Source organism: Chryseobacterium sp. B21-037 (assembly GCF_028570785.1).
Taxonomy (GTDB): domain Bacteria; phylum Bacteroidota; class Bacteroidia; order Flavobacteriales; family Weeksellaceae; genus Chryseobacterium; species Chryseobacterium proteolyticum.
Window position 1 is genome coordinate 4,570,526 of record NZ_JALGCB010000001.1, and the last position, 22,874, is coordinate 4,593,399.

The 22,874-nt window shown below is 37.0% G+C and carries 25 protein-coding genes and 1 pseudogene; 8 read left to right on the top strand and 18 right to left on the bottom strand.

Going from position 1 to position 22,874, the window contains the following annotated elements; all coding sequences use genetic code 11:
• Positions 1-57: 57 nt before the first annotated feature.
• The gene (locus tag MTQ00_RS20525) at positions 58-906 is read left to right on the top strand and encodes an alpha/beta hydrolase family protein (RefSeq protein WP_273650818.1); all 849 of its coding nucleotides are present in this window, start codon (positions 58-60) and stop codon (positions 904-906) included.
• 60 nt (positions 907-966) lie between these two features.
• Here MTQ00_RS20525 and MTQ00_RS20530 read toward each other — a convergent pair whose 3' ends face one another.
• The 7 genes and pseudogenes from MTQ00_RS20530 to MTQ00_RS20560 form a co-directional block, all read right to left on the bottom strand.
• Positions 967-1,803 (bottom strand): flavin reductase family protein, encoded by an 837-nt coding sequence (locus MTQ00_RS20530; protein ID WP_273650819.1) that lies wholly within the window; start codon positions 1,801-1,803, stop codon positions 967-969.
• 109 nt (positions 1,804-1,912) lie between these two features.
• On the bottom strand, positions 1,913-3,160 hold the full coding sequence (gene fahA, locus MTQ00_RS20535; RefSeq protein ID WP_172284010.1) for a fumarylacetoacetase: 1,248 nt from the start codon (positions 3,158-3,160) through the stop codon (positions 1,913-1,915).
• A 217-nt stretch (positions 3,161-3,377) separates the two neighbouring features.
• A complete protein-coding gene (locus MTQ00_RS20540) occupies positions 3,378-3,833 on the bottom strand; it encodes a hypothetical protein (protein WP_273650820.1) in 456 nt (151 codons plus the stop codon).
• A 69-nt stretch (positions 3,834-3,902) separates the two neighbouring features.
• On the bottom strand, positions 3,903-5,033 hold the full coding sequence (gene hppD / locus MTQ00_RS20545; RefSeq protein ID WP_172284014.1) for a 4-hydroxyphenylpyruvate dioxygenase: 1,131 nt from the start codon (positions 5,031-5,033) through the stop codon (positions 3,903-3,905).
• A gap of 229 nt (positions 5,034-5,262) precedes the next feature.
• Positions 5,263-6,042: a hypothetical protein gene (locus tag MTQ00_RS20550; RefSeq protein ID WP_273650821.1), complete on the bottom strand. Its 780-nt coding sequence runs from the start codon at positions 6,040-6,042 to the stop codon at positions 5,263-5,265.
• 110 nt (positions 6,043-6,152) lie between these two features.
• A pseudogene (locus tag MTQ00_RS20555) lies at positions 6,153-7,430 on the bottom strand (acetyl-CoA hydrolase/transferase family protein).
• A 65-nt stretch (positions 7,431-7,495) separates the two neighbouring features.
• Positions 7,496-8,647 (bottom strand): homogentisate 1,2-dioxygenase, encoded by a 1,152-nt coding sequence (locus tag MTQ00_RS20560; RefSeq protein ID WP_273650822.1) that lies wholly within the window; start codon positions 8,645-8,647, stop codon positions 7,496-7,498.
• Positions 8,648-8,765: 118 nt separating this feature from the next.
• Between MTQ00_RS20560 and MTQ00_RS20565 the strand changes: the two genes are divergently transcribed.
• Both MTQ00_RS20565 and MTQ00_RS20570 read left to right on the top strand, forming a co-directional pair.
• Positions 8,766-10,835, top strand: a complete 2,070-nt coding sequence (locus MTQ00_RS20565; RefSeq protein ID WP_273650823.1) for a TonB-dependent receptor plug domain-containing protein — start codon at positions 8,766-8,768, stop codon at positions 10,833-10,835.
• The gene (locus MTQ00_RS20570; RefSeq protein ID WP_273650824.1) at positions 10,832-11,302 is read left to right on the top strand and encodes a thioredoxin family protein; all 471 of its coding nucleotides are present in this window, start codon (positions 10,832-10,834) and stop codon (positions 11,300-11,302) included. Before MTQ00_RS20565 ends, MTQ00_RS20570 begins: the two co-directional genes overlap by 4 nt.
• 111 nt (positions 11,303-11,413) lie before the next feature.
• On the opposite strand, the gene MTQ00_RS20575 is transcribed toward MTQ00_RS20570, so the two are convergent.
• Both MTQ00_RS20575 and MTQ00_RS20580 read right to left on the bottom strand, forming a co-directional pair.
• Positions 11,414-11,884: a cupin domain-containing protein gene (locus tag MTQ00_RS20575; protein WP_273650825.1), complete on the bottom strand. Its 471-nt coding sequence runs from the start codon at positions 11,882-11,884 to the stop codon at positions 11,414-11,416.
• A gap of 3 nt (positions 11,885-11,887) precedes the next feature.
• A complete protein-coding gene (locus MTQ00_RS20580; RefSeq protein ID WP_273650826.1) occupies positions 11,888-12,877 on the bottom strand; it encodes an NADP-dependent oxidoreductase in 990 nt (329 codons plus the stop codon).
• Between the two features lie 92 nt (positions 12,878-12,969).
• Here MTQ00_RS20580 and MTQ00_RS20585 point away from each other — a divergent pair, with 92 nt between their 5' ends.
• On the top strand, positions 12,970-13,356 hold the full coding sequence (locus MTQ00_RS20585) for a winged helix-turn-helix transcriptional regulator (protein WP_172284029.1): 387 nt from the start codon (positions 12,970-12,972) through the stop codon (positions 13,354-13,356).
• Positions 13,357-13,412: 56 nt separating this feature from the next.
• On the opposite strand, the gene MTQ00_RS20590 is transcribed toward MTQ00_RS20585, so the two are convergent.
• A complete protein-coding gene (locus MTQ00_RS20590; RefSeq protein ID WP_172284031.1) occupies positions 13,413-13,778 on the bottom strand; it encodes a DUF1304 domain-containing protein in 366 nt (121 codons plus the stop codon).
• A gap of 64 nt (positions 13,779-13,842) precedes the next feature.
• Between MTQ00_RS20590 and MTQ00_RS20595 the strand changes: the two genes are divergently transcribed.
• The 3 genes from MTQ00_RS20595 (at position 13,843) to MTQ00_RS20605 (ending at position 15,359) form a co-directional block, all read left to right on the top strand.
• Positions 13,843-14,415 (top strand): Crp/Fnr family transcriptional regulator, encoded by a 573-nt coding sequence (locus MTQ00_RS20595; RefSeq protein WP_273650827.1) that lies wholly within the window; start codon positions 13,843-13,845, stop codon positions 14,413-14,415.
• A 63-nt stretch (positions 14,416-14,478) separates the two neighbouring features.
• Positions 14,479-14,910, top strand: a complete 432-nt coding sequence (locus MTQ00_RS20600) for a MauE/DoxX family redox-associated membrane protein (protein WP_273650828.1) — start codon at positions 14,479-14,481, stop codon at positions 14,908-14,910.
• Between the two features lie 5 nt (positions 14,911-14,915).
• A complete protein-coding gene (locus MTQ00_RS20605; RefSeq protein ID WP_273650829.1) occupies positions 14,916-15,359 on the top strand; it encodes a carboxymuconolactone decarboxylase family protein in 444 nt (147 codons plus the stop codon).
• Between the two features lie 110 nt (positions 15,360-15,469).
• Here MTQ00_RS20605 and MTQ00_RS20610 read toward each other — a convergent pair whose 3' ends face one another.
• From MTQ00_RS20610 to MTQ00_RS20635, 6 genes are all read right to left on the bottom strand, one after another.
• Entirely contained in the window at positions 15,470-16,441 is a 972-nt protein-coding gene (locus tag MTQ00_RS20610; RefSeq protein WP_273650830.1) for a cyclase family protein, read from the bottom strand.
• Between the two features lie 126 nt (positions 16,442-16,567).
• Complete coding sequence (locus MTQ00_RS20615; RefSeq protein ID WP_273650831.1) at positions 16,568-17,551, bottom strand: aldo/keto reductase; 984 nt, start codon at positions 17,549-17,551, stop codon at positions 16,568-16,570.
• Between the two features lie 23 nt (positions 17,552-17,574).
• Positions 17,575-18,249 (bottom strand): type 1 glutamine amidotransferase domain-containing protein, encoded by a 675-nt coding sequence (locus tag MTQ00_RS20620; protein ID WP_273650832.1) that lies wholly within the window; start codon positions 18,247-18,249, stop codon positions 17,575-17,577.
• A gap of 80 nt (positions 18,250-18,329) precedes the next feature.
• A complete protein-coding gene (locus MTQ00_RS20625) occupies positions 18,330-18,617 on the bottom strand; it encodes a putative quinol monooxygenase (RefSeq protein ID WP_273650833.1) in 288 nt (95 codons plus the stop codon).
• A gap of 11 nt (positions 18,618-18,628) precedes the next feature.
• Entirely contained in the window at positions 18,629-19,513 is an 885-nt protein-coding gene (locus MTQ00_RS20630; protein ID WP_273650834.1) for an NAD-dependent epimerase/dehydratase family protein, read from the bottom strand.
• Positions 19,510-20,127: an NAD(P)H-dependent oxidoreductase gene (locus tag MTQ00_RS20635; protein ID WP_273650835.1), complete on the bottom strand. Its 618-nt coding sequence runs from the start codon at positions 20,125-20,127 to the stop codon at positions 19,510-19,512. Before MTQ00_RS20635 ends, MTQ00_RS20630 begins: the two co-directional genes overlap by 4 nt.
• 193 nt (positions 20,128-20,320) lie before the next feature.
• Between MTQ00_RS20635 and MTQ00_RS20640 the strand changes: the two genes are divergently transcribed.
• On the top strand, positions 20,321-21,064 hold the full coding sequence (locus MTQ00_RS20640) for a metallophosphoesterase family protein (RefSeq protein ID WP_273650836.1): 744 nt from the start codon (positions 20,321-20,323) through the stop codon (positions 21,062-21,064).
• Positions 21,065-21,129: 65 nt separating this feature from the next.
• Here MTQ00_RS20640 and MTQ00_RS20645 read toward each other — a convergent pair whose 3' ends face one another.
• A complete protein-coding gene (locus MTQ00_RS20645; RefSeq protein ID WP_273650837.1) occupies positions 21,130-21,918 on the bottom strand; it encodes an alpha/beta hydrolase in 789 nt (262 codons plus the stop codon).
• Positions 21,919-22,188: 270 nt separating this feature from the next.
• Positions 22,189-22,773 carry a Crp/Fnr family transcriptional regulator gene (locus MTQ00_RS20650; RefSeq protein ID WP_273650838.1) on the bottom strand — a complete coding sequence of 195 codons (585 nt, stop codon included), beginning with the start codon at positions 22,771-22,773 and terminating at the stop codon, positions 22,189-22,191.
• Positions 22,774-22,874 lie beyond the last annotated feature (101 nt).

Genomic DNA, 22,874 nt, shown 5'->3' on the forward strand with positions numbered 1-22,874 from the left:
GAAGAAATATTCTTGTGATAAGATGTTCTTTTCTGGCTGATTCTTTAAGAAGTGAGTATGGAAGTTATAAAAAAAGAGAATATTGTTATTTCAAATCCTGAAACAAAGGATTTTCTTGCAGATGCTTATTATCCGGAAAGTAAACGAAAATTACCACTGGTAATTTTTGTACATGGATATAAAGGGTATAAAGATTGGGGAGCATGGGGGCTTATGGCTGAAAAAATAGCAAAAGCCGGTTTTTTCTTTGTTAAGTTTAATTCCTCCCATAACGGGACAACAACAAATGATCCTCATAACTTCGGGGATCTGGAAGCTTTCGGGCAAAATAATTATTCTAAGGAACTTTCCGATCTCGGTGCTATTATTGATTTTTTTATTACAGATGATAGGGTAGATGATCAAAAGGTTATTTTAATAGGGCATAGCAGAGGAGGAGGTATTTCGATTATAAAAACCTCCGAAGATGAAAGAATAAACGGCTTAATTACCCTTGCAAGTGTAGATACCCTTGAGCGTTTTCCAACAGGAAATGCTTTTGAAAACTGGAAAAAAGAAGGTGTGTATTATGTTATGAATGGCAGAACAAAGCAGGAAATGCCTCATTATTTTCAGTTTTATAAAGATTTTGAAGAGAATGTGCATCGTTTCGATGTAGAAAGAGCAATGGAAATGGCAAAAGCTCATATTTTAATTATCCATGGCACCAACGATGAAAGTGTTGCTCCAAAAGAAGCGGAACATCTTCATATTTTGAACCCGAATTCTGAACTGTTTTTAATTGAAGATGCGAATCATACATTCGGAGCTAAAGAGCCCTGGGAAAGCCTGGATTTACCGGAAGACCTGAATAAAGCTATTGAAAAATGTATTGACTTTATTAACGATAAGATTGTACACGAATAAAAATAAAAAAGGAGTGGCAACGTCACTCCTTTTTTATTTTAGATCTTATAGATTTCAAGTTTAGTCATTCTGTGTCTGCTTGGTTAAAATACTCCAGGCCTCGTTAATTTTACTTTCAAGCAGAAGTTTCTGCGCTTCCTGATGAATGTTTTCTTCAGAATGAAAACTACCGTCCGGTAAAACTTCAATGTTGGCAAGCATACCCAGGTCATTTCCTGTAAAAATTTTACTGTATCTTATTTCAATAGGAAGAAGATCAAATCCAATTCCCTTTGTTACCAATGGTTTAGGAACTTCAAAAAGACTGTTTTCATTACTTCTTGAGTACCAGTTTACTCCCAGACGGGCTACCATATCCAGTTTTTTCTGATCCAGATTGCCTTCCTCGTTAAGATATTCTTCCCTTATGTGAATCTTCTGTACTTCGCAGATGATCAGATTTCCTGCTCCGCCCTGATCTCCCAGGGATTTTATTTCGAGTACTTTACATTCAAAATTAACCGGGCATTCTTCAATCAGTTTGGGCTGTACAAGATCAGCGTCCTTCATTGTAAGGCCGGATTTGATGAACTCATTAACCCCGTCTCCGTATTCTGTTGAAGCTAAAGATATTTGTTGTACAATAGGAAAATTGACTGTTCCGATTACCACCTCTGGAACTTCTGAAACATTTTTCAACGTGTGTTTAGTGGTGTTATCACGGACTCTCCTTGAAGGTGAAAAAATCAGGATAGGTGGAACGGTACTGAACATATTGAAAAAGCTGAAAGGCGATAAATTAATAGTACCATTCTTATCAACTGTCGAAGCCAAGGCAATAGGCCTCGGTGAAACAGCGGTCTGCATTATCGTTTGTAATTGAACCGGTGTTATTTCAGATGGGATAACTGTTTTCATATTTTATAATAAGTCACTTCAGTTTTATCAATATTAATTGAAAAACTAAAGTGAACTTAATTTTACCATAATATTTTAACTTAAGTAGCTCAAACGTTTTTAACTCTTTTTATAAACTTGGAATTATTTTACCAGATACTTCCCCGAAACCTACTCTTACGCCATCTTTTTCAGCCCATGCTTTCATGGTAATGGTATCATTATCTTCAATGAATTTTCTTTCCTGGCCGTTACTTAGCTGAATAGGATTTTGGCCTCTCCATGTCAGTTCAAGCATAGATCCGAATGATTTTGGATCGCTTCCTGAAATAGTACCACTGGCATAAAGGTCACCAACTTCAAGATTACAACCGTTTACCGTGTGGTGTGCCAGTTGCTGGGTCATATTCCAGTACATGAATTTATAATTGCTTTCAGAAATTAGGTTTTCTTCTCCGTTTTCAGGCTGTAAGTATACTTCAAGGTTGATATCATAATTTTTATCACCTTCAAACTTCAGGTAATCCAAAACTTCCGGATCCTGTACCGGTGAAGCGGTTCTGAAAGGAGCTAATGCTTCTAAAGTAACAACCCATGGAGAAATAGAAGAACCGAAGTTTTTAGCTAAAAACGGTCCAAGCGGAACATACTCCCATGCCTGGATATCTCTTGCAGACCAGTCATTAAAAATAACCATCCCAAAAATTGCATCTTCAGCATCTTTTGTGGAAATGCTCTCGCCCATATCCGTATTTTTGTTGATAACAAAAGCCATCTCTAGTTCAAAGTCCAGCTGTTTAGAAGGGCCGAATACCGGCTTTTCTGCATCAGCAGGTTTAGTCTGGCCTTTGGGACGGTTGATATCAGTTCCTGAAATCACAATGGACGATGCTCTGCCGTGATATCCTACAGGCAAATGCTTCCAGTTGGGTAATAACGCATTGGCAGGATCACGGAACATTTTTCCTACATTGGTGGCATGTTCGATGCTGCTGTAAAAATCGGTGTAATTTGGAATATGCAGAGGCATTATCATTTTTACCTGATCCAGTTCGTAGAAAGCATCTTCTATGGTTTTCTGGTCTTTTGATAAAGTGGAGCCTTCCTGTAATAATTCCTGGATTTTAGTACGCACGGCATTGGTAATGGGTTTCCCCAATTCAATGAATTCGTTAAGGGTATAAGCTTCGAAGACGTTATCTTCAAGTCCTTCAATATCTTCAAAATAGCCCAGATCATACAGGCTGGCAAGGTCAATGACCTGATCACCGATTCTGGTGCAGCATCCGATATATTCTTTATTGAAAACAGCTACTCCAAAAGGAATATTATGTATAGAAAAGTCTGAATTTGAGGAATACTCTACAAATGATTTCATAAGATTGTAATTTAATTAAGATTAATAAATCTGTTAAAATTTGGGTTCCAATATCTCAAGCGGCCGTAGCAGAAAAGCGATGTTTTCCAACTAAATATTCTTAAAACTCCTTGACTGGTTATCCAATGATCACCTGTCGGTTCAATATTGAGATATGAAATAAATTACCTTCTCACTACGCTCTTCGCAAATACGAGCGCCCTCAAGATATTTTGTATTATTTTTTTGAATAAGAGGCTTCGTCAATCCACCTGTCTTTAGTATTAACGTCAATCAGATATAAGATATTATCCTGTCTTGTTAATAATAAGGTTTTGGTTACCGGCATAGGAACTTTTTTTCCCTCCAGGATATTGGCTCTTAAAGAAACAATATTTTTTTTCCTGATGATATCGCCGGTAAAAACATTAGAACTGCTTTCTCCTGTGGCTTTATCATCGAAAACTTCAACATAGGTTGCATTATTTCCTTTTATGATAATGAAATCCCTTTCCGTATGGTCGTCAAAATCTTTGATAAAGACAAATTTTTTATCATCAATATTTACATTTTCAAGATGTTGATTGATGCCTTTTCTTTCTTCAAGTCTGGTAAGAATTTCATTCAGTGTTCCATATTGAGCTTTTAGCCCTAATGCACTGAAAAATAAAATTCCGAATACAATTTTTTTCATATTAAGTGTTTAAAAAAAAGTTTTGTCAGGACTTTTCATCCTGACAAAACTTAGTATTGTTATTTGGGATTAAAGATTTCCTCTTTTTTCCTGTTCTCTTTCCAAAGCTTCGAATAATGCTTTAAAATTACCTGCCCCGAAACTTTGTGCGCCATGTCTTTCAATGATTTCAAAGAATAGGGTAGGACGGTCTTCTACCGGCTTGGTAAAGATCTGTAATAGATAACCTTCCTCATCATGATCGATCAAAATTCCTAAATCCTGTAGTTTTTTAAGATCCTCATCGATGTGACCGACTCTCTCAGGAACCATGTCATAATATGCTTCTGGTGGTGCGGAAAGGAATTCTACTCCTCTTTTCTTAAGTTCTGTTACCGTATGAATAATATCTTTGGTAGCAACAGCAATATGCTGAACACCTTCACCTTCATAGAAATCAAGATATTCTTCTACCTGAGATTTTTTCTTTCCTTCTGCAGGTTCATTGATCGGGAACTTGGCATATCCGTTTCCATTGGACATTACTTTAGACATCAGGGCAGAATACTCTGTATTGATCTGCTTGTCATCAAAAGAAAGAATGTTCACAAATCCCATTACTTTCTCATACCATTCTACAGTAGGAATCATTCTGTTCCAGTCTACATTTCCCACACAGTGGTCTACATATAATAAACCTGTTTCTTCCGGCTGATAGTCACTTTCCCACTTCTCGTAGCCAGGCATGAAAGGTCCTGTATAATTTTTTCTTTCAATAAACATGTGAACGGTCTCTCCGTATGTATAGATTCCGGACATTTTTACTTCTCCATGCTCATCTGTTAAAGTTACAGGCTCCAAATAAGGCTTACCACCTCTTTTGGTCGTTTCCTCAAAAGCCTTGTAAGCGTCATCCACCCAAAGTGCTAAAACTTTTACTCCATCTCCGTGTTTTTTTACATGTTCGTTGATTGGTGATTCAGAGGTAAGTCCTGTCGTTAAGATTAATCTTATCTTTCCCTGTTGAAGAACATAAGAAGCACGATCCCTTACTCCTGTTTCAGGACCAGCATATGCTACAGACTGAAAACCAAAAGCGGTTTTATAAAAATGAGCAGCCTGTTTAGCATTTCCTACATAAAACTCAATGTAATCTGTACCATTAATTGGCAAAAAATTCTCTGCTTGAGCAATTTTTTCGGCAAATGTAAGTGTTGACATATTTTCTTTTTACTTTTATTTTTATTGGTATGCAAATTACAAAAATCTTAGATATGGCAAAAGTATTAATGGGAAATCCTCAAATTGAGTTAACATAATCTTAAAGAAAAGTTCATTTAAGTAATTTTAAGTTTAATTTATTACAATTCGGTTAATTACATTTGTAATACAAAGACAAGTGAAAGAAAGATATTTTCGAAAATTTGAAAGCCGTAGATTCCTACGGCTTTCATTTTTTATTGTTGAGTCTACCAGCGTCGGGATTATAATTATCCCATATTTTCCAGACGTTATCTATCTTTCTGATAAAGTAGATCTGGGTGTTCAATTGGTTAACAAAATTCTCTTCACCGGTTTCCCCTATTTTAAACAATAGGTTCCAGAATTCCTGAGTCTCCAGTATTTTTTTATCCGGTTCGTCTGTGACCATGTGAATATCAAAAACCTCAAAGTTGGAACGGTTGTTCTTGGTTATAAGCTGAAACTTTCTTTCACATAATTCTTTGCTGAACTGGGTTGCTCTTTCGAGAAAAGGCGAGTCATCGAAAACAAGATCCTTAAAAAGTGCGGTGTCGTGTTCAGGAAACTTTTTATAAAAGTTAAAAGCTGTAGAGCAGTATTCATAGACCATATTGCTGAAAAATGCTTCATCATCCGTACCATTGTCCTGTTTTTTTTCTCTTGCAAACTGAATATAATCGTTCAGATCTTTGAATCCTAAAAAGATACAGATCTTATCGAGTGTCTTTAAAAAACGAAGATCATTGTGGGTTTTATCCTGATAATCATTTTCAAAAAAGCGTTGTAAAGTGACGTGCGAAATGGTATTCCCTATTTCAAATTTTCTTCCTCCTTTCAGTTCTTCAGATTCTGAAAGTTCCTCTTTAATGATTTCAGAGAGAATAATGTAATGGCTTCTTTTCCAATCTTTAACATTTCCTAAAACTGAATTTTTTATTTTGGAATGTTTTACTATTTCCTCCCGGATTGAGTTATATATGGTTTTCAATTTCCTGACTTTAGAAGGTTTTTATCAAAAATACTGCCAAAGAATTATAGGATATTTTTATCAATCCCTTTTTGTTCGGTTAAAAATCCGTTTGAAATATATCAATTCTCTTAATGTTTGAATCTTTCAAAGGCTGCTCTTTCCAGCATCTCTCTGTCGTCAGGGTGTGCGATACTGATTAATTCCTGGGCACGCTGACGAAGATTTTTTTCCATACAAATAAGCTGTTCCATATTCTGTGACAACATAATGGATATGTCCTCTCGTAGTTACAACTCCTGCTCCCTGTTTCAGGTAAGGGACAATTCTTGACACTCCTTTTTTGGTTCTGGAAGTGATAGCAATAATAGGTTTTTCCTCCTTCGCTTAACGCAGCTCCTCTCATAAAATCCATTTGTCCTCCGATACCACTGTATTGCAAAGTGCCTATCGAATCAGCACAAACCTGCCCTGTAAGATCAATTTCAATAGCCGAATTAATTGCAACCATTTTTTTGTTACGCATAATGTTGATTGGAAAATTCACATCACTTACGTCTTTAAAAGCAAAGACGGTGTTATCATCTACATAGTCGTAAAGCTTTCTTGTTCCGAAACAAAAGCTAGTAATGGTTTTATTATCGTTGTATCCTTTGTACTTATTGTTGATGACATCATTTTGGATAAGGTCTATCACTCCGTCACTCAGCATTTCGGTGTGGATCCCCAGATCTTTATGATTACCCAGGCATTTAAGAACAGCATCCGGAATTGTACCGATACCCATTTGTAAGGTTGATCTGTCATCGATCAGTTTCTGCCACATTTTTGCCGACCAGCATTTCTTCGGGCCCCACCTTGGATCCGTAATCTACAGTAGGCAATTCTTCTTCGTGCCACACAAGCTTATGAATGCGGCTGATATGGATCATTCCATCCCCGTGTGTTCTGGGCATCAGGGGATTAACAATAGCGACAATTATTTTTGCTGTATCTACAGCAGCTCTCGCAACATCTACAGATGTGCCCAGCGTACAAAAACCATGTTTATCAGGAGGAGAAACGGTAATTAATGCAACGTCAAGGGGCAGGATATTGTTTCTGAATAAAATCGGAATTTCACTTAAAAATACAGGAACAAAATCTCCCCGCTCTGAATTAACAGCTTCCCTCACCGGAGTTGAAACAAACAGGGAATTAATAAAAAAGTTATCCTTGTACTGAGGTTTTGCAATTTCCACATTTCCCTGTTGGGTAATGGAGACCATTTCCACGTTTTCGAGCCTGTGGGATTGTCTCGCAAGCTCGTCAATGAGATAATTTGGTGTACAGGCACTCCCGTGAAAAAATACGCGATTACCACTTTTTACTGTATATACGGCTTCCTCTGCACTAATATAATTGTACATATTGAATTTTTTTGAAATAATATTTATACCGCGTGCTGTCTGCGGTTATTTGTGTTTATCCGGATTTATTCCAGCCACGAAGTTTTGTATGTAGGATCTTCCACCTTCATTGCTTCTTCCGTGATTTTTAAAGGACGGAAAGGATCTACCATCACAGCGTATTCTTCTGTGAATTTCTTTCCGATGCTTCTTTCCATAGCTCCCGGATGTGGTCCATGAACAATTCCTCCCGGATGAAGACTGAAGTCCATCAGATCAACATGGTTACGGCTCATAAAGTCTCCTTCAGTATAGAATAAGACCTCATCGGAATCGATATTGGAATGGTTATACGGTGCAGGAATGGCTAATGGATGGTAGTCGTACATTCTGGCACAGAATGAGCAGACTACGAAATTATGCCCTTCAAAGTTCTGATGGATTGGTGGTGGTTGATGTATTCTTCCTGTAATAGGTTCAAAATTCTTGATATTAAATTTATAAGGGTAGAAGTAACCGTCCCAGCCCACCACGTCAAATGGATGAGTTGCATAAATGAAATCGGTAATCTGATTTTCTTTTTTTACTTTGATGAGAAATTCTCCTTTTTCGTCTATAGGTTCAACGAAGGTAGGGGCAATGATATCTCTTTCGCAGAAAGGAGAGTGTTCCAGGAGTTGCCCGAATTCATTTCGGTAACGTTTCGGAGTATAGATCGGAGAATGACTTTCAAGAACAAAAAATACAGTGTTCTCTGACTGGATTTCCACCTGATAGATGGTTCCTCTTGGTATAATGAGGTAATCACCGGTTGAGAATTCGAGATTTCCAACAAAGGTCTTTAAAACACCTTTTCCTTCATGAACGAACAAAAGCTCATCACACTCTGCATTTTTATAGAAATAATCCGTAGATTTTCTAGGCTTCGATAATCCCATTTTCAAGTCGTTATTGACCAAAAGGAATTTTCTGCTGTCCAGGAAATCGTCTTCAGGAGTCACCTGCATCCCCTTAAACATTCTCGGGGTCACATTTTTTTCTACCGCAATTTTTGGGGTTACATCTTTTGGTGTACCTATAGATTTGATCTGTGTAGGACGGTGGATATGATAAAGCAAAGAGGAAATACCATGAAACCCTTCCGTTCCGAAAAGTTGTTCATAGTAGAATTTATCTTCAGGAGATTTAAAAATCGTATGTCTTTTCTGTGGGATTTTCCCGGACTGGTTATATCTCATTTTTACCTTTATATTTTCTCAAATTTAATAATTTTTGACGAATTATTTTAGAGGATATTTATCATAGAGTTTTTTGTTTCGAAAATAATTGTTAGATTTGCCTAACAATTATTATTTCATGAAGCGAATATTATTTTCTGGTGTACTTTTATCCTCTTATTGTTTTTCTCAGGAAACAGATAGTTTAACTTTAAATCAAAATCAAAGGCCTGATTCTATTTCTGTTGCTAAAAAAGAGATCAAAACAAAGCTGATCGATGATGTGGTGGTGACAGGAACCATAAAACCTATCAGCAGATCCAAAAGCCCTGTAGCTGTAGAAATCTATAGCCAGAAATTTTTCCAGAAAAATCCTACTCCGAATATTTTTGAAGCGATTTCAATGGTTAACGGAGTCCGCCCTCAGCTCAATTGCTCGGTTTGTAATACCGGAGATATACACATCAACGGTCTTGAAGGTCCTTATACAATGATCCTTATTGACGGGATGCCTATTGTGAGCTCGTTATCTACTGTTTACGGGCTTAGTGGGATACCCAACAGCCTGGTCGACAGGATAGAAGTGGTAAAAGGTCCGGCTTCATCAATTTATGGATCTGAGGCTATGGGTGGAGTGATTAATATCATCACAAAGAATGCTTTAACAGCTCCTAAATTAAGTCTGGATGTAATGACAAGTACCTGGAGTGAAGATAATATAGATTTATCTACCAAATTTAACGTAGGTAAGAAAGCCGCCTCTTTATTGAGTTTGAACTATTTTAACTTTACCAAAAGAATAGACCAGAACAAAGATAATTTTACGGATGCCACACTACAGAACAGAATTTCTGTTTTCAACAAATGGAACTTCCAGAGAAAAGAGAACAGACTGGCAAGCTTAGCCCTGAGGTATCTCTATGAAGACCGGTTCGGCGGTGAGATGCAGTGGACAAAGGCTAATAGGGGTGGTGACAAAATATATGGTGAAAGTATTTATACAAATAGGGTAGAAGCCTTAGGGGTATACCAATGGCCATTGAAAGAGCAGATCATTACCCAGTTTTCATACAATTATCATAACCAGGATTCATTTTATGGTACCAATCCTTATGACGCACAACAGAAAGTTGCTTTTGTACAGACTTACTGGGACAGAAAATTCGGAAATCATGATCTGATCTTAGGAGTTACCTACAAGAGGACATTTTATGATGACAATACTCCGGGAACTTCGTCTGCAGACGGACTCATCAATCAGCCAATGAAGTCTCCTATTTTGGGTGCCTTCATCCAGGATCAGTGGGATTTGGATTCTAAAAACACAATATTGCTGGGTTACAGGTATGATTACGATAAAATACATCATTCTGTTCATTCTCCCAGATTTGCATGGAAATTTTCTCCTAATCCTTACCACACGTTACGGTTTAATTTTGGAACCGGCTTTAGGGTAGTGAATTTATTTACCGAGGATCATGCTGCATTAACAGGTTCCCGTGAGGTTGTTATTAAATCCGATTTAAAGCCTGAAAAATCGATCAATGGAAATTTAAATTACATCTGGAAGATTCCTGTGGGTAATCGCTTGATTAACCTTGACGCTTCAGCTTTTTATACCTACTTCAGTAATAAGATCGTGGGTGATTTCGACACGGATCCCGATAAAATTATTTATGACAACCTTCATGGATATGGGATTTCTAAGGGAGCTTCTATGAATGTGGATTTCAGTTTCAGTTTTCCCTTAAGTGTCAATCTTGGGGTGACTTATCTTGAAGTATTTCAGAAACTGGATGATGGCAATTCTAAAGTCCAGCAGCTTCATGCACCGAAATGGAGTGGAACGTATAGTCTGACGTATAAATTTCCGAATGCTTTGACATTAGATTTTACCGGGCAGTTCTACGGACCTATGCGTCTTCCGGTTCTTCCGGATGATTTCCGTCCGGAATACTCACCTTTCTATTCGTTAGCTAATATCCAGGTTTCAAAAGCATTTAAATCAGGATTTGAGGTGTATTGCGGAATCAAGAATCTGTTCAATTTTACCCCCAAAGATCCTTTGATGAGACCGTTTGATCCGTTTGACCAGCATGTCAATGATCGTATTAATAATCCCAATAACTACAAGTTTGATACGGCATATGGTTACGCACCAATGCAGAGGATACGTGGATTTTTGGGAATAAGATATACTTTGAAATGAAAATATTGATTTTATTTTTAATGTTAGTGCCCTTCTTTGGTCTTTCTCAAAAGATGAGAGAGGGCACTTTTTCTGAACTTGAAACATTGCGGAATAATCAGAAAAAGCCTGTTATCATTCATTTGTATACCGGGTGGTGTGCTATTTGTAAAATCGAATCTTTCAATCTGAATAAAGATAAGGAGCTTGTCACTATAATTAATGATCATTTCTATTTTATCAATTTTGAAGCGGAAAAGACGAAAGAAAAAATCAACTTTGAAGGAAAAGAGTTTCATTATCTTCCTAATGGAAATTCCGGGATTCATGAACTGGCTTTAGCACTGTCTAAAAATAAAAGCCAGCCGGTTTATCCGCTCTGGATCATATTGGATGCCAACCAGAATTTGGTGTATTACCATGAAGGCGAATTTAAACCGGAAAAGATGAAGAAGAAACTTGAAGAAATTTCGGCTTTGTACAATTAAATTTCCCCGCCGAATTTATCTCAATCTGCGAGGAATTTTTATCGATTAAATAAGTTTTTAATGATGAAAAGGACGTTGATCCTTTAACGATTAAATTCTTACGTCTTTCAATTACTCTCCTCCATCAATCAAAACTGCCAACTGAATACAAGATTTATCGGAACGATTGCTCCATGCGTGATTTGTCCCCCTTTGGATAACAATATCTCCTGCTTTAAGAAGCGTTTCACCCTCCTCCATGATCAGATAAAGCTCACCTGAAAGAATAATGATGTAATCTAGTGTCTGCGTTCGGTGCATCATCGGATGAGGTTCTCCTGGTTTAAATTCAACACCCAGATTTTTATCAGGAGGTATAACCACATAGCGAAAGTAGGTGCCGTTTTTTGGTGTCTGAGGGAATCCTGTGTTTGGGATCGGGGCTTCAAAATCCATGCTTGCAGGAGTCTTTTGTGTATTCCAGAGATCTGAAATAATCAATCCGGGTAAATGCTCTACCGTATTTTCTACTTCATGGTCTTCAATAATAGTGGACTTCCCATTTTGAATTCCTGTTACAATCCGTCTTGGTATTCTATTCATAACTTAATGGGTCATAATTAATTTATTCCCTCGGGTGAGGTTGTTTTTAAGTATCTGATGGGCTTTAAGAACGGTTTCCAGAGATAAGTTTCCAACGATCTTATATTTGGGCGGGACAATCAAGTGATCTTCAATGAGATTTGAGATTTTTGTTAAACTGTCTTTATAGTAATCGTGGTTCTTTGTCATACTGTAGGTGTAGTTAGAAATGTTCATAATAATATTTCCTTTATTAAAAAGGATTTCCTTGGCTTCTTTGCTAATTAGCGCAGTAATATCCACATACATTCCATGAACTTTCAGTACTTTGGCCGTCACTTCAGACATACCCTCACCCACAAGATCTACTCCAATATCGAAAGGCTGATTTCCATTCGCTTTGAGTAATTTTTCAGGAAGATGAGTTTCTTTATAGTTTACAATCTGATCATGGTGAAGACCCATCTCCAGCAATAGCATTCTGTTTTCTTCCGATCCTACCGTTGCAACCACATTTTTAAAGTGGTTAGCAATTAAGAGTTTGATAAAAAAAGATCCTACACCTCCAGTAGCGCCTGTAACCAATACTGTGTCAGTAGGTTTCAACTGCAAGCGGTTAAAAGTCTGCAAAGCCGTCATCCCCACAGATGGAATAGCAGCAGCCTGTTCAAATGAAATGTTTTTAGGCTTTAAAACTACGATTGCTGCAGGGACGCTGATGTATTCGGCATAAGAACCATTGCTTCCCATGGAACCACTGCCACAGAATATTTCGTCTCCAATTTCAAATTCGGAAACATCGGATCCTTTTCCGACAATGATTCCAGAAAGCTCACGTCCTAAAACGGGGGAGCTTATCAATCTTTTCTCGAGTTCGTTTTCGAGCATCTGATAGTCGATTGGATTAAATCCGCTTGCTTTGATCTGAATCAGAACTTCATTATTTTTGGGTTGCGGCTTTTCAACCGTTCCATCTTCTAATCTGAAATCTTTATTAAGTATTACTGCTTTCATCATAATCAATTTATAAGACAAATGTAAAACAGGAATAGTTTATATTTGCTACTAGTTAACTATTGGTAACTAGTAACTTTAAGGATACTATTATGTCAAAAATTATAGAAAACGGAGTTGAGCGGGAAGCAACCTGTACTGAAGAATTATTCGCAATGCGGGATAGTCTGGATGTTTTAGGTGGAAAATGGAAATTGATGATCCTGCGTTATTTAACGAACCGTACGGCTCAGTTGATCCATTTTAAAAAGCTTCAGAGAGGAATCGATGGTATTTCTGCAAAAATGCTGAGCAAGGAATTGAAAGAACTGGAAATGAACTTACTCATTACGCGTACAATCCAGGATACCAAACCTATTACTGTAACCTATGCTGTTACTGATTACGGAAAATCGGTACTTCCTGTTACCGAAACTTTAGTAAATTGGGGAATTATCCACCGCGAGAAGATCAGGCAGTCGATGGGAGATCAGAAATGATTAATTAAAGGATTGAAAAATTAAAAGATTGGACAATATCAGACTTTTTGTGAAAGCTATTTCAGAAGCACGGCAATAATTCCTAAAATAGCAGGTAATGCCTGAACAAAAAATATTTTTTTGGTAGCCGAAATAGCACCATAAATTCCTGCAATGGCAACACAGCCCAGGAAAAACAGAGCGATATTGGTCTGCCATTCAGCATCTTTAATAAAAAAAGTCCAGATGAGTCCCGCTGCAAGAAAACCGTTGTATAATCCTTGATTGGCAGCCAATCCTTTGGTAGGCTTGAACATTTCTGCAGGAAGTGCGGCTTTGAAAACTTCTTTTCCTTTTGTTTCCCATGCAAACATTTCCATCCAGAGAATATAAATATGTTCCAGTGCTACTACAGCAATCAAAATTTTTGCAACAATTTCCATGATTAATTATTTTGTAATTGTAAAACTAAAAAAATAAAGTTAAGTTTGACTACTAAATTGTAAAATGGATACTTTTAAAACACATCTTGACAAATTCATTACGATTAATGATGAAGATTATAGTTCTGTATTATCTTTTTTCCAGATCATGGAAGTTAAGAAGAAACAGAATCTGCTTGTTGAAGGTGAAGTTTGTAAATCCATGTATTTTGTTTTAAATGGCTGCCTCAGAAAATTTTTTGTGAATGAAAAGGGAGTCGAGCAAACAACTGAATTTGCGATTGAGAATTGGTGGATCACAGATACTTTTGCTTTTGAGAGACAGATTAAATCGGATTTTAGTATTCAATCTGTAGAACGATCAACAATTCTGGTAATTGACCTTGAAACCCAGGAACTCTTGTTGAAAAAGCATCCCGTCATGGAACGTTATTTCAGAATGATCTATCAACGGGCTTATGCGTCCTCTGAGAGAAGAATCCGTTATTTATATGAAATGACAAGGGAAGAGCTTTATATTCATTTCAGTACACAATATCCTTGGTTTATCCAGCGTATTCCACAATATTTGATTGCTTCGTTTTTAGGTTTTACCCCAGAATATCTTAGTGAAATTAGAGCTAAGTTGCGTTCTTAAACCAGTTTAAGTTTTTTAAGATTTTAAAATTGGAATTTTGTCATGTTATTAAAAGCTAATACAATGACAAATATAAAAGAGCAATTCCCGCAATTATTTTTAAGAGTAGCAATTGCCGTGACAATGCTTTCAGCAGTGGCGGACCGTTTTGGTTTTTGGGGAAAAAATTCAGCCTGGGGGAACTGGGAGAATTTTGAGAAATACACCCGGAAATTAACTTTTTTTCTTCCTGAAGGGCTGAGTCTGTTTTCGGCTTATACCGCTACATTCTTTGAAATTGCTATTCCGTTATTATTACTTGTGGGGTATAAAACCAGAATAGCAGCTTACGGAGCCGGATTTTTATTGCTCATTTTTGCTTTATCCATGACGATTGCTTTGGGGGCTAAAGCTCCTCTCGATTATTCAGTCTGGGTAGGAAGTGCAGGGGCATTTTTATTGGCAAGTCAACGACAATTTTCATTAAGTGCAGATCAATTAACCAAAAAAATATAAATATTATGAGTGCAAGAGTAAATATTGCAAAAACGGATGCAGCAGCTTATAAAGCTATGATGGGATTGGAAGGATATCTTCAGACCATTTCTTTAAATCCTATTCAAAAGGAGCTCATTAAAATCAGAGCTTCACAAATCAACGGTTGTGCTTTTTGTCTGGATATGCATACGAAAGATGCTGTGAAATATGGAGAAACTCCACAAAGGATATATCTTTTAAATGCCTGGAGAGAGGCTTTAGAACTGTTCACAGAAGAAGAACAGATCTTACTGGCAATGACAGAAGAAATTACCTTAATCAGCCATAAAGGATTGACGGAAGAAACATATCAAAAAGCAAAAACATTCTTTGATGATAATCAGATTGCCCAGATCATTATGGCGATTGTAACGATTAATGCATGGAATAGAATTGCCATAAGTACACATTTACCGATTATGAAATAATTTTTTGAAATTGTTTTATTTAACACCAAGAGCTTCTCAATCATGAGAAGCTCTTTTTAAAATCAGTTTACTGATTTTAATTATTTCAAACTACAAATTCCGCTGAAGTATTAATAAATAGCGACAGGGTTGATATTTACTTGTGTTGATCCTTTATAAAGTGGTTGGCCAAGAACGAACATGAATTCCCATATTTTTTCTTTTACCAAAGGACGGCTGTCAATCAGTTCCAGGTTGTAGATTCCTTTTTTTGCCAGCATAAACTGATTAATAGGAAATTCTTCTTTACTCTTGGGATTGGGGTAGACTTCGGAAGCCCACGTATCGCCGCCAAAAGCAACAATTCCCTGCTCGGCAAGCCATTGTGCTGCTTCCATACCAATACCGGGTTCAACTTCTAAAAACTGTTTGTTGTCTTTACCAATGAGCTCAAGCCATCCTGTGTTGAAAAGAACAACATCTCCTTTTCTGAGTGTGATTCCCTGTTTTTTCAATACTGCTTTGATATCGGATACTGTAAATTCCGTTCCTCCGGGAACTATGGATTTTCCGTAATGTTCGGTCATATCTAATACCACTCCGCGGGTTACAAATGGCGGAACTTTTTCAATACCCAGATTTTTCACACCTTCTACAGTTACAAAATCAGCGGCTTTATTGCCATTGTAGTAGATATTATTGATACCAATGTGCCCGATTCCGTTAAGTTGTGTTCCAACGCCGGTCCAGCCATTAACCAATTCGTCATTGAATGTGAATTTATTAGAACCCAAACTTTGGCCGGCCTGTTCCCCGGGTTGAATATTGTATAAATTAAAGCTTCTGTGACGGAAAGCAGGAAGGTTTTTATCAATAGCGACAGCCAGAGGTAATGTTTTACCTTGTTTTACAAGCGAAGTGGCTGCTTTTACAACTTGCGCTGTCAGGAGATTAGCGGCTCCTATTTCATCATTTACCCCGTATGTTGAGGGGTACCAGGATTGATCGTCAGGATTGATATACTGTTTTTGAGCTTTTACTATTGTGGTGTTAAAAGACAATAAAGCAGCCAACCCGAACAAAGTGATCAGATTATTTTTCATTTTCTATGATTTAGGATTAGAAAGAAGGGAAGTTAGAAGAGGGAAGTTTATTGAACCCTGTATGAATAAGTGATATTCAATTAGATGTAATGAGTATGCAGCTTCTCTCTTCCAACTTGTTTTATGTTAGATTCCGGTAAGGGCAGAATTAATCGTATCTAATTCTTCCCGAGAAAGTTCAAACGACATTGCCTGTGCGTTTTCAATTGCCTGCTGGGCATTTCGTGCTCCTGCCAATACTACACTGATAGCGGGTTGTAAACTGGTCCAGCGTAGGACTAACTGTGAAACGGTAGCATTTTTTTCTTGGGCAATTGTTTCCAAAGTTTCCAGAAAAGCTTTTACTTTTTCAAGATCAAACTGTGCAAAATATCCGTTACGGTGATCATCAGCCTTTAATTGCGCTTGTTTAAAATATTTACCCGTTAATAATCCTCTCTCCATTGGACTATACACTATAATTCCGGTATTGTTCTCTAAAGAGTAAGGTACTAAATCTTTTTCTATAGCTCTGTTCAGCATGCTGTATGATACCTGATTACTTGCCAGCTGAATCGTTTTAGAAGCTTCTTCCATTTGTTCCACAAGGTAATTGCTTACACCGGCAGTTCTTATTTTTCCCTGTTGTATCAACATTTCTAAAGCTTCCATAGTTTCACTGATAGGGGTTGAGTTATCCGGCCAGTGTAATTGTAAAAGATCAATATAATCGGTTCCTAAACGTTGTAAGCTTTCTTCTACTTCTTTAATGATGTTTTCTTTAGATGCAAATTTATATACAGGAAGTGTTTTACCATCTTTTTCTGCATTAAAAAAGAACTCACCTTTTCCCTGATTGCTGCCGTCCCATACTAAGCCAAACTTAGTTAATAGCTGGATCTTTGAGCGGTCTTTTCCTTTGATTGCTTCCCCGATCATTTCCTCACTTAATCCGAAACCGTAAAAAGGTGCCGTATCAATAGAGGTTACTCCGTTATCTAAAGAAGCATGAATAGAGTTTATAGAATCTTGTTTTTCATTTCCGCCCCACATATTTCCACCGATGGCAAAAGCCCCGTGAGTAATTACTGATAATTCAAGGTCAGTATTACCTAGTTTTCTATATTCCATTTTGATTTAAAAATTGTTTGAAATTATTTGTTTAATTCTTTTAAAATAGCCTCACCAACAGCCTTTGCTGATTGAGGATTTTGTCCTGTAATCACTCTTTGATCTGTAACAACATGCGTCTGCCAAAGTCCTGATTTTTCAAACTTCGCTCCTCTTGCTTTGAGCTGGTCTTCCAGAAGGAAAGGAACAACATTCGTTAGTTTTACCTCAGATTCCTCTTCATTGGTAAAAGCATTGATTTTTTTACCATCAACAAGATATTTACCGTCTTTCAGTTTAATGTTGACCAAACCTGCGGGTCCGTGACAAACTCCGGCAACAATTCCTCCGTTTTCATAAATTTTTGAGGCAATGGAAGCTAATTCTGTATTATCTGCAAGATCCCACATCGCTCCATGACCTCCGGCATAAAAGATAGCTAAATAATCAGAAGGCTTTACCTCAGAAGGTTTTAGAGAATGATCAATCTTATTTTTGTATTCTTTGTTTTCCCAAAACTCTTTGTTCACCGGGTCTTTAAGATCAAAGCCATCTACTGGCGGTGTTCCTCCTTTAGGGCTTACAAAATCTATATCATAGCCTGCGCGATAAAGTACCTCCCATGGATGAGAAACCTCTCCTAAATAATATCCGGTACTCTCGCCGGTATCTCCTTTTTTGTCATGACTTGTTACGACAAATAAAATTTTCTTTTTCATATGAATTGATTTTTTGGTTTGTGACTGGACAAATCCTATCATGAATATGCTGAATATTACAATTGCAAGTTTTTTCATGGCTATAAAATGTTGGTTTTATAAATCTGTGGAACTTCCTGAAGTTTTTCATCAACCAGAGCTCCGAAAGCTTTAATATATGGCTGTTGATTGTGTTGTTCAAGCCCTGCTGTATTTTTCCATATTTCATAGAAAACAAATTCGTTTTGGTTCTCTATACCCTGATGCAGGCTGTAAAGTTCGCATGCTTCCTCTTTTCTCGTTTCTTTTACCATGTTCTGAAGAACTTCAAGTACTTCTGCACGGTATTCTTCTTTTGCTTTTATAATCGCTGTTAAATATATTTTCATAATAATTGTATTTAAATAAAGTCTTCGATTGAATGATACTGTGGAGTCCAGCCCAGTTCTTTTTTTGCTTTGTCCGCATTACACAGGCTATTAGAGGCAAATCCAAAATAACCACCCGCAGGGCTAAACCGATCTACTGCCTCCTGTACGCTTAAAGATTGTGCAGGCTCCAATCCATATTTTGTACTGATGGTTTCAGCTATATTCCTGATATTGGATGAGCCGTTTTCTGCGTAATACAGGGAGCCTGCTTTTGCATTTTCCAGAGCAAGTACATAGAGGTCTGCCAGATCTTCAATGTGGATATTTGACCAGATATTTTCTCCTTTCCCGAAATAAACGCCAAATCCCTTTTCTTTTGAGAATTGAGTCAGGGCAGGAATCTGAATGCTGTCTTTTTTGATCCCAAGACCTGTACCATATACCATTGTAGGGGCAATAACAATACTTCTGATATTCTTTTGTGCAGATCTTAAAACGCAGTCATTGATCAGAACCCTGGAAGCCATTTCCAGCCTTGGGTTTAAAGGAATATCTTCAGTGAAAATAAAGTCACTTTTTTCTCCGTTTTCCTTTCCTCCCAAAATAGCTGAACCTGAAGTGAAAATAAATGTTTTTCCGGTTCCTTCCAGTGCATTGATAATGCTGTCCACAGCATAAGCATCATCTACCGAATCGGCATTGTGAATGATTGCATCTGATTTTTCAATGGCAGCGCGGAGAAGGGCTTCATTATGGATGCTTCCGACGATGGTTTCAATTCCCGCAGACGCCAGTTCTTTAGCTTGGGTCTCGTTACGGACCAGACCTATTACTGTATAGTTTTTATCCTGTAATTTTTTAGCAATACTTCCTCCGATATAGCCTGTAATTCCAGTTATTAGTATTTTTTTCATGAGGCTAATTGTACTTTTAATTCTTTTTCGAAAACATTTTTAATATGATCCTGGTACCGTTTCATATCACGTTCTATATTGGCATTCTTTTCCACATCATGGAAGTGAAAGCTATCCATTTTCTGTAAAGAAACGAAAGCATTCATCCTGTGGAATCCAAATAATGGTCCGTTATCTACACTCGTTTCATTAAAAAACTCTCCGGGAAGAGTAAACGCAGTTTCTGGAGCATTCCAGCTGGTTGTTACCATATATTTTCTGCCACCGAGCATCCCTCCGGTTCCATAATTGATCTCTGGGTTTTCGGCTGTTCTCCCGTCGCTCAGATAAATGCCTTTAGCATGTCCGGCAGTGAAAACTTCATCAATGTATTTCTTAAATCCGTTCGGAAGCTGAAACCACCAGATCGGAGTGTGGTAAATTATATAATCGGCCCACACAAATTTCTGAACTTCTTCATTTTTGTCATATCCGTCTGCTATGTTGGTTACTTTAACTTCTACATTTTCAAAATTTTTTAATACTTCCAATGTATTATCAGCAACTGTTTTATTATATTTTCCTCCGGAATGTCCAAAGTTTTGTCCACCATTAATTATTAATACTTTTTTCATTGTTTTATGATTGTTTAAAATTTATGATGCAAAGTTAGGTTGTGTTTTACTATGATAAAAATAATATAAATTATAGTTTAATATCAGAATAATGATACATTAAATTTAAGGCATTATGGTTGAATATCATATTCCTTTTGCACGCTATTTATTATTTTCTCATGTAATTTTGTTAGGTAAATTTGAGTAATATATGATACAGATAGCCGTTTTTAGTGATATACATGGTAATCTTCCGGCTTTAGAAGTGGTTTTACAGGATATTGATCAAAGAGGAATTACTCAAAAATTCTGTCTGGGTGACCTGGTGGACTTTGCACCGTGGGGAAATGAAGTAATTGACAAGATCAGGAAGAACCATATTCCTTGTATACTTGGGAATCATGATGAAAGAATTGCTTTCGACCTGCCCGTAATTCCGCTAATCAAACATTCTGAAGAAGAAACAGTAGCCCGGTTTGAAGCTATAGACCACTCCCGGAAATCTATTACGGATGAGAATAAATCCTTTTTGGCCGAGCTTCCTTTTCACATCAAATTAAACTATAAGACAGGAGGCAGACATTGGAATATCCAGCTGGTACATTCGTCTCTGAAAAGTAATGATACTTATCTCTACGAATATGAAGCTGATGAGGTGTTTAACGAAATGCTGAAGGATTCTGATTCGGATGTTATTCTGATGGGACACACTCATATCTCTTTTAAGAAGAAGATCGGTGAAAAATGGGCAATTAATACTGGTTCTGCGGGTCGATCAAAGGAAGAAAACAGATTAGCATCTTACGTAATTCTGACGTTGAATGAAAAAGAGGTAGTCCCTGAGATCATTCAACTGGAGTATCCGCTCGAAACGGTTGCTAAAAGTATTGAAGCGAGTGGAATTCCCAATTATTATGCATCTTTTCTGAGAAACGAAAAGGCGGTTAATTTTTAATCTAAATAATTCAAAGCTGTTTCAATTTTTTGAAACAACTTTGAATGTGAGGATGTTTATTACTATTATTTTACTTCTTTTGATGCTCTGATGATCACATCCGCCACTTCCTGTGGATGAGAAATAAATACAACATGGCTTCCTTTTATTTCTGTGATTTTTGCATGTCCTTTTTGGTACATTTTACGTTGAATAGAAGGAAGTATCGCCTCATCCTGAGTGGCAACGATACCATAAGAAGGTTTTGTTTTCCATGGTGCTCTTGTTACTTTAGCGCCCAGAGCTGCTGCAGAAAAACGTCCTTGCGAAGCATACATGAAATCAGCTTGTTCTTTAGGTAGATCTGCACAAAATCCTGCGTGAAATTTCGCTTTGTCATAGTAAAGAAATCCTTTTTCATCCGGAGGCAAAATTCCGCTCTTAGGAGATGCAGGTTCTGTTTTTGCCCAGTCTACAGCTGATTTACCCTCATCAAGCTGAAATGCTGCTACATAAACCAATGCTGCTACATTGGGATGATCTCCGGATTCAGTAATCACTGTTCCGCCATAGGAATGTCCCACAAGAATAGTTGGACCGTCCTGCTTGTCAAGTGCATCCTTTGTTGCCTGAACATCATCTGCCAACGAAGTTAGCGGGTTTTGTACCACGGTAACATTATATCCCTTTTTTGTAAGGATATCATAAACACCCCTGTAACCGGAACCATCTACGAATGCCCCATGTACCAGCACAATGTTTTTCACTACTTTAGATGATTGAGCTGATAAAGCAGATATTCCACCGAATAACATAAATAAAACAGCTAAGAAAGGTAAGAACCTTGATTGTTTTGAAATTGAAGTCTTTTTCATAAGTATATATTTTAAGGTTAAATTTTTTTTGGTACGGACCAGACCAATTGTCTGATTCCCTGCTAAGCTATCTGACTTTAGAATAACTTAACAGGGCAAAGATAGAGACGGTACGGGTTCGAAAAAATGGCTAAAAGTATATATTTATTGTACTTTTTTCCATCGGGGGGATTTTTTTAATGAATGAAGATAACTTTTATGATGAAAAAGCAGCTATGATTGTAATTGAATGGAGATACTTCTTGGTATCCAATGACTTTAAGTCAAAAATTAAAAGTTAATATTTTTTCTGATCCGGCTAAGAGATTGTTGCGTTATTCCCAAGTAGGAAGCCACATCACTTAAGGGAACTTTAAGCATTAAGTCTGGGTGGTCGGAAATAAACTTGTGATAACGTATTGTGGCTTCTTCTCCCATTAAATGGTTTCTGGCTTTAATTTTTTCCATGAGGGTTTTTTGGATAATATTTTCTATCAGATTCTTAAAGTGGGGTAGTTTCTCAAATAATTCATTCAGATTTTTCCTGGAAAATACCAAAACCCGCGCAGAAGTTGCAGCAATGATTTCTTCCCTTGAAATAACTTCATCTGTAAAACTGTATAGGATTGTACAAAATTTATTTTCTTTAATAAAAAAATGAATGACTTCGTTCCCTTTTTCATTAGTGGAGACGATCTTTAAAATACCATCCAGTACAAAGAACAGATCTTTTGCGATTTTTCCTTCCTGCAGGAGAATAGTTCCCACTCCCATTTCCTTTATTTCCATATACTGACATATCAGGTCAAAATCTTGTGTTGAAATTTCCCTGATAGAATTTAGAAATTGATGAAATGTCTGAATGTCCTTTTTCATGCCTTAATCAAGCCTTTACACAAAGGTATTACAATTATTGATGCAAAGCATAGTCAATTTCTATCTATTAGTATTCTGATTATTTTGTAGTTTTGTATTAT

Bases quoted from the DNA above. Each gene is read 5' to 3' on its own strand.
- MTQ00_RS20525 (WP_273650818.1), top strand. From the start codon at position 58: ATGGAAGTTATAAAAAAAGAGAATATTGTTATTTCAAATCCTGAAACA.
- MTQ00_RS20530 (WP_273650819.1), bottom strand. From the start codon at position 1,803: ATGAAAACAGTTATCCCATCTGAAATAACACCGGTTCAATTACAAACG.
- fahA (WP_172284010.1), bottom strand. From the start codon at position 3,160: ATGAAATCATTTGTAGAGTATTCCTCAAATTCAGACTTTTCTATACAT.
- MTQ00_RS20540 (WP_273650820.1), bottom strand. From the start codon at position 3,833: ATGAAAAAAATTGTATTCGGAATTTTATTTTTCAGTGCATTAGGGCTA.
- hppD (WP_172284014.1), bottom strand. From the start codon at position 5,033: ATGTCAACACTTACATTTGCCGAAAAAATTGCTCAAGCAGAGAATTTT.
- MTQ00_RS20560 (WP_273650822.1), bottom strand. From the start codon at position 8,647: ATGAGATATAACCAGTCCGGGAAAATCCCACAGAAAAGACATACGATT.
- MTQ00_RS20565 (WP_273650823.1), top strand. From the start codon at position 8,766: ATGAAGCGAATATTATTTTCTGGTGTACTTTTATCCTCTTATTGTTTT.
- MTQ00_RS20570 (WP_273650824.1), top strand. From the start codon at position 10,832: ATGAAAATATTGATTTTATTTTTAATGTTAGTGCCCTTCTTTGGTCTT.
- MTQ00_RS20575 (WP_273650825.1), bottom strand. From the start codon at position 11,884: ATGAATAGAATACCAAGACGGATTGTAACAGGAATTCAAAATGGGAAG.
- MTQ00_RS20580 (WP_273650826.1), bottom strand. From the start codon at position 12,877: ATGAAAGCAGTAATACTTAATAAAGATTTCAGATTAGAAGATGGAACG.
- MTQ00_RS20585 (WP_172284029.1), top strand. From the start codon at position 12,970: ATGTCAAAAATTATAGAAAACGGAGTTGAGCGGGAAGCAACCTGTACT.
- MTQ00_RS20590 (WP_172284031.1), bottom strand. From the start codon at position 13,778: ATGGAAATTGTTGCAAAAATTTTGATTGCTGTAGTAGCACTGGAACAT.
- MTQ00_RS20595 (WP_273650827.1), top strand. From the start codon at position 13,843: ATGGATACTTTTAAAACACATCTTGACAAATTCATTACGATTAATGAT.
- MTQ00_RS20600 (WP_273650828.1), top strand. From the start codon at position 14,479: ATGACAAATATAAAAGAGCAATTCCCGCAATTATTTTTAAGAGTAGCA.
- MTQ00_RS20605 (WP_273650829.1), top strand. From the start codon at position 14,916: ATGAGTGCAAGAGTAAATATTGCAAAAACGGATGCAGCAGCTTATAAA.
- MTQ00_RS20610 (WP_273650830.1), bottom strand. From the start codon at position 16,441: ATGAAAAATAATCTGATCACTTTGTTCGGGTTGGCTGCTTTATTGTCT.
- MTQ00_RS20615 (WP_273650831.1), bottom strand. From the start codon at position 17,551: ATGGAATATAGAAAACTAGGTAATACTGACCTTGAATTATCAGTAATT.
- MTQ00_RS20620 (WP_273650832.1), bottom strand. From the start codon at position 18,249: ATGAAAAAGAAAATTTTATTTGTCGTAACAAGTCATGACAAAAAAGGA.
- MTQ00_RS20625 (WP_273650833.1), bottom strand. From the start codon at position 18,617: ATGAAAATATATTTAACAGCGATTATAAAAGCAAAAGAAGAATACCGT.
- MTQ00_RS20630 (WP_273650834.1), bottom strand. From the start codon at position 19,513: ATGAAAAAAATACTAATAACTGGAATTACAGGCTATATCGGAGGAAGT.
- MTQ00_RS20635 (WP_273650835.1), bottom strand. From the start codon at position 20,127: ATGAAAAAAGTATTAATAATTAATGGTGGACAAAACTTTGGACATTCC.
- MTQ00_RS20640 (WP_273650836.1), top strand. From the start codon at position 20,321: ATGATACAGATAGCCGTTTTTAGTGATATACATGGTAATCTTCCGGCT.
- MTQ00_RS20645 (WP_273650837.1), bottom strand. From the start codon at position 21,918: ATGAAAAAGACTTCAATTTCAAAACAATCAAGGTTCTTACCTTTCTTA.
- MTQ00_RS20650 (WP_273650838.1), bottom strand. From the start codon at position 22,773: ATGAAAAAGGACATTCAGACATTTCATCAATTTCTAAATTCTATCAGG.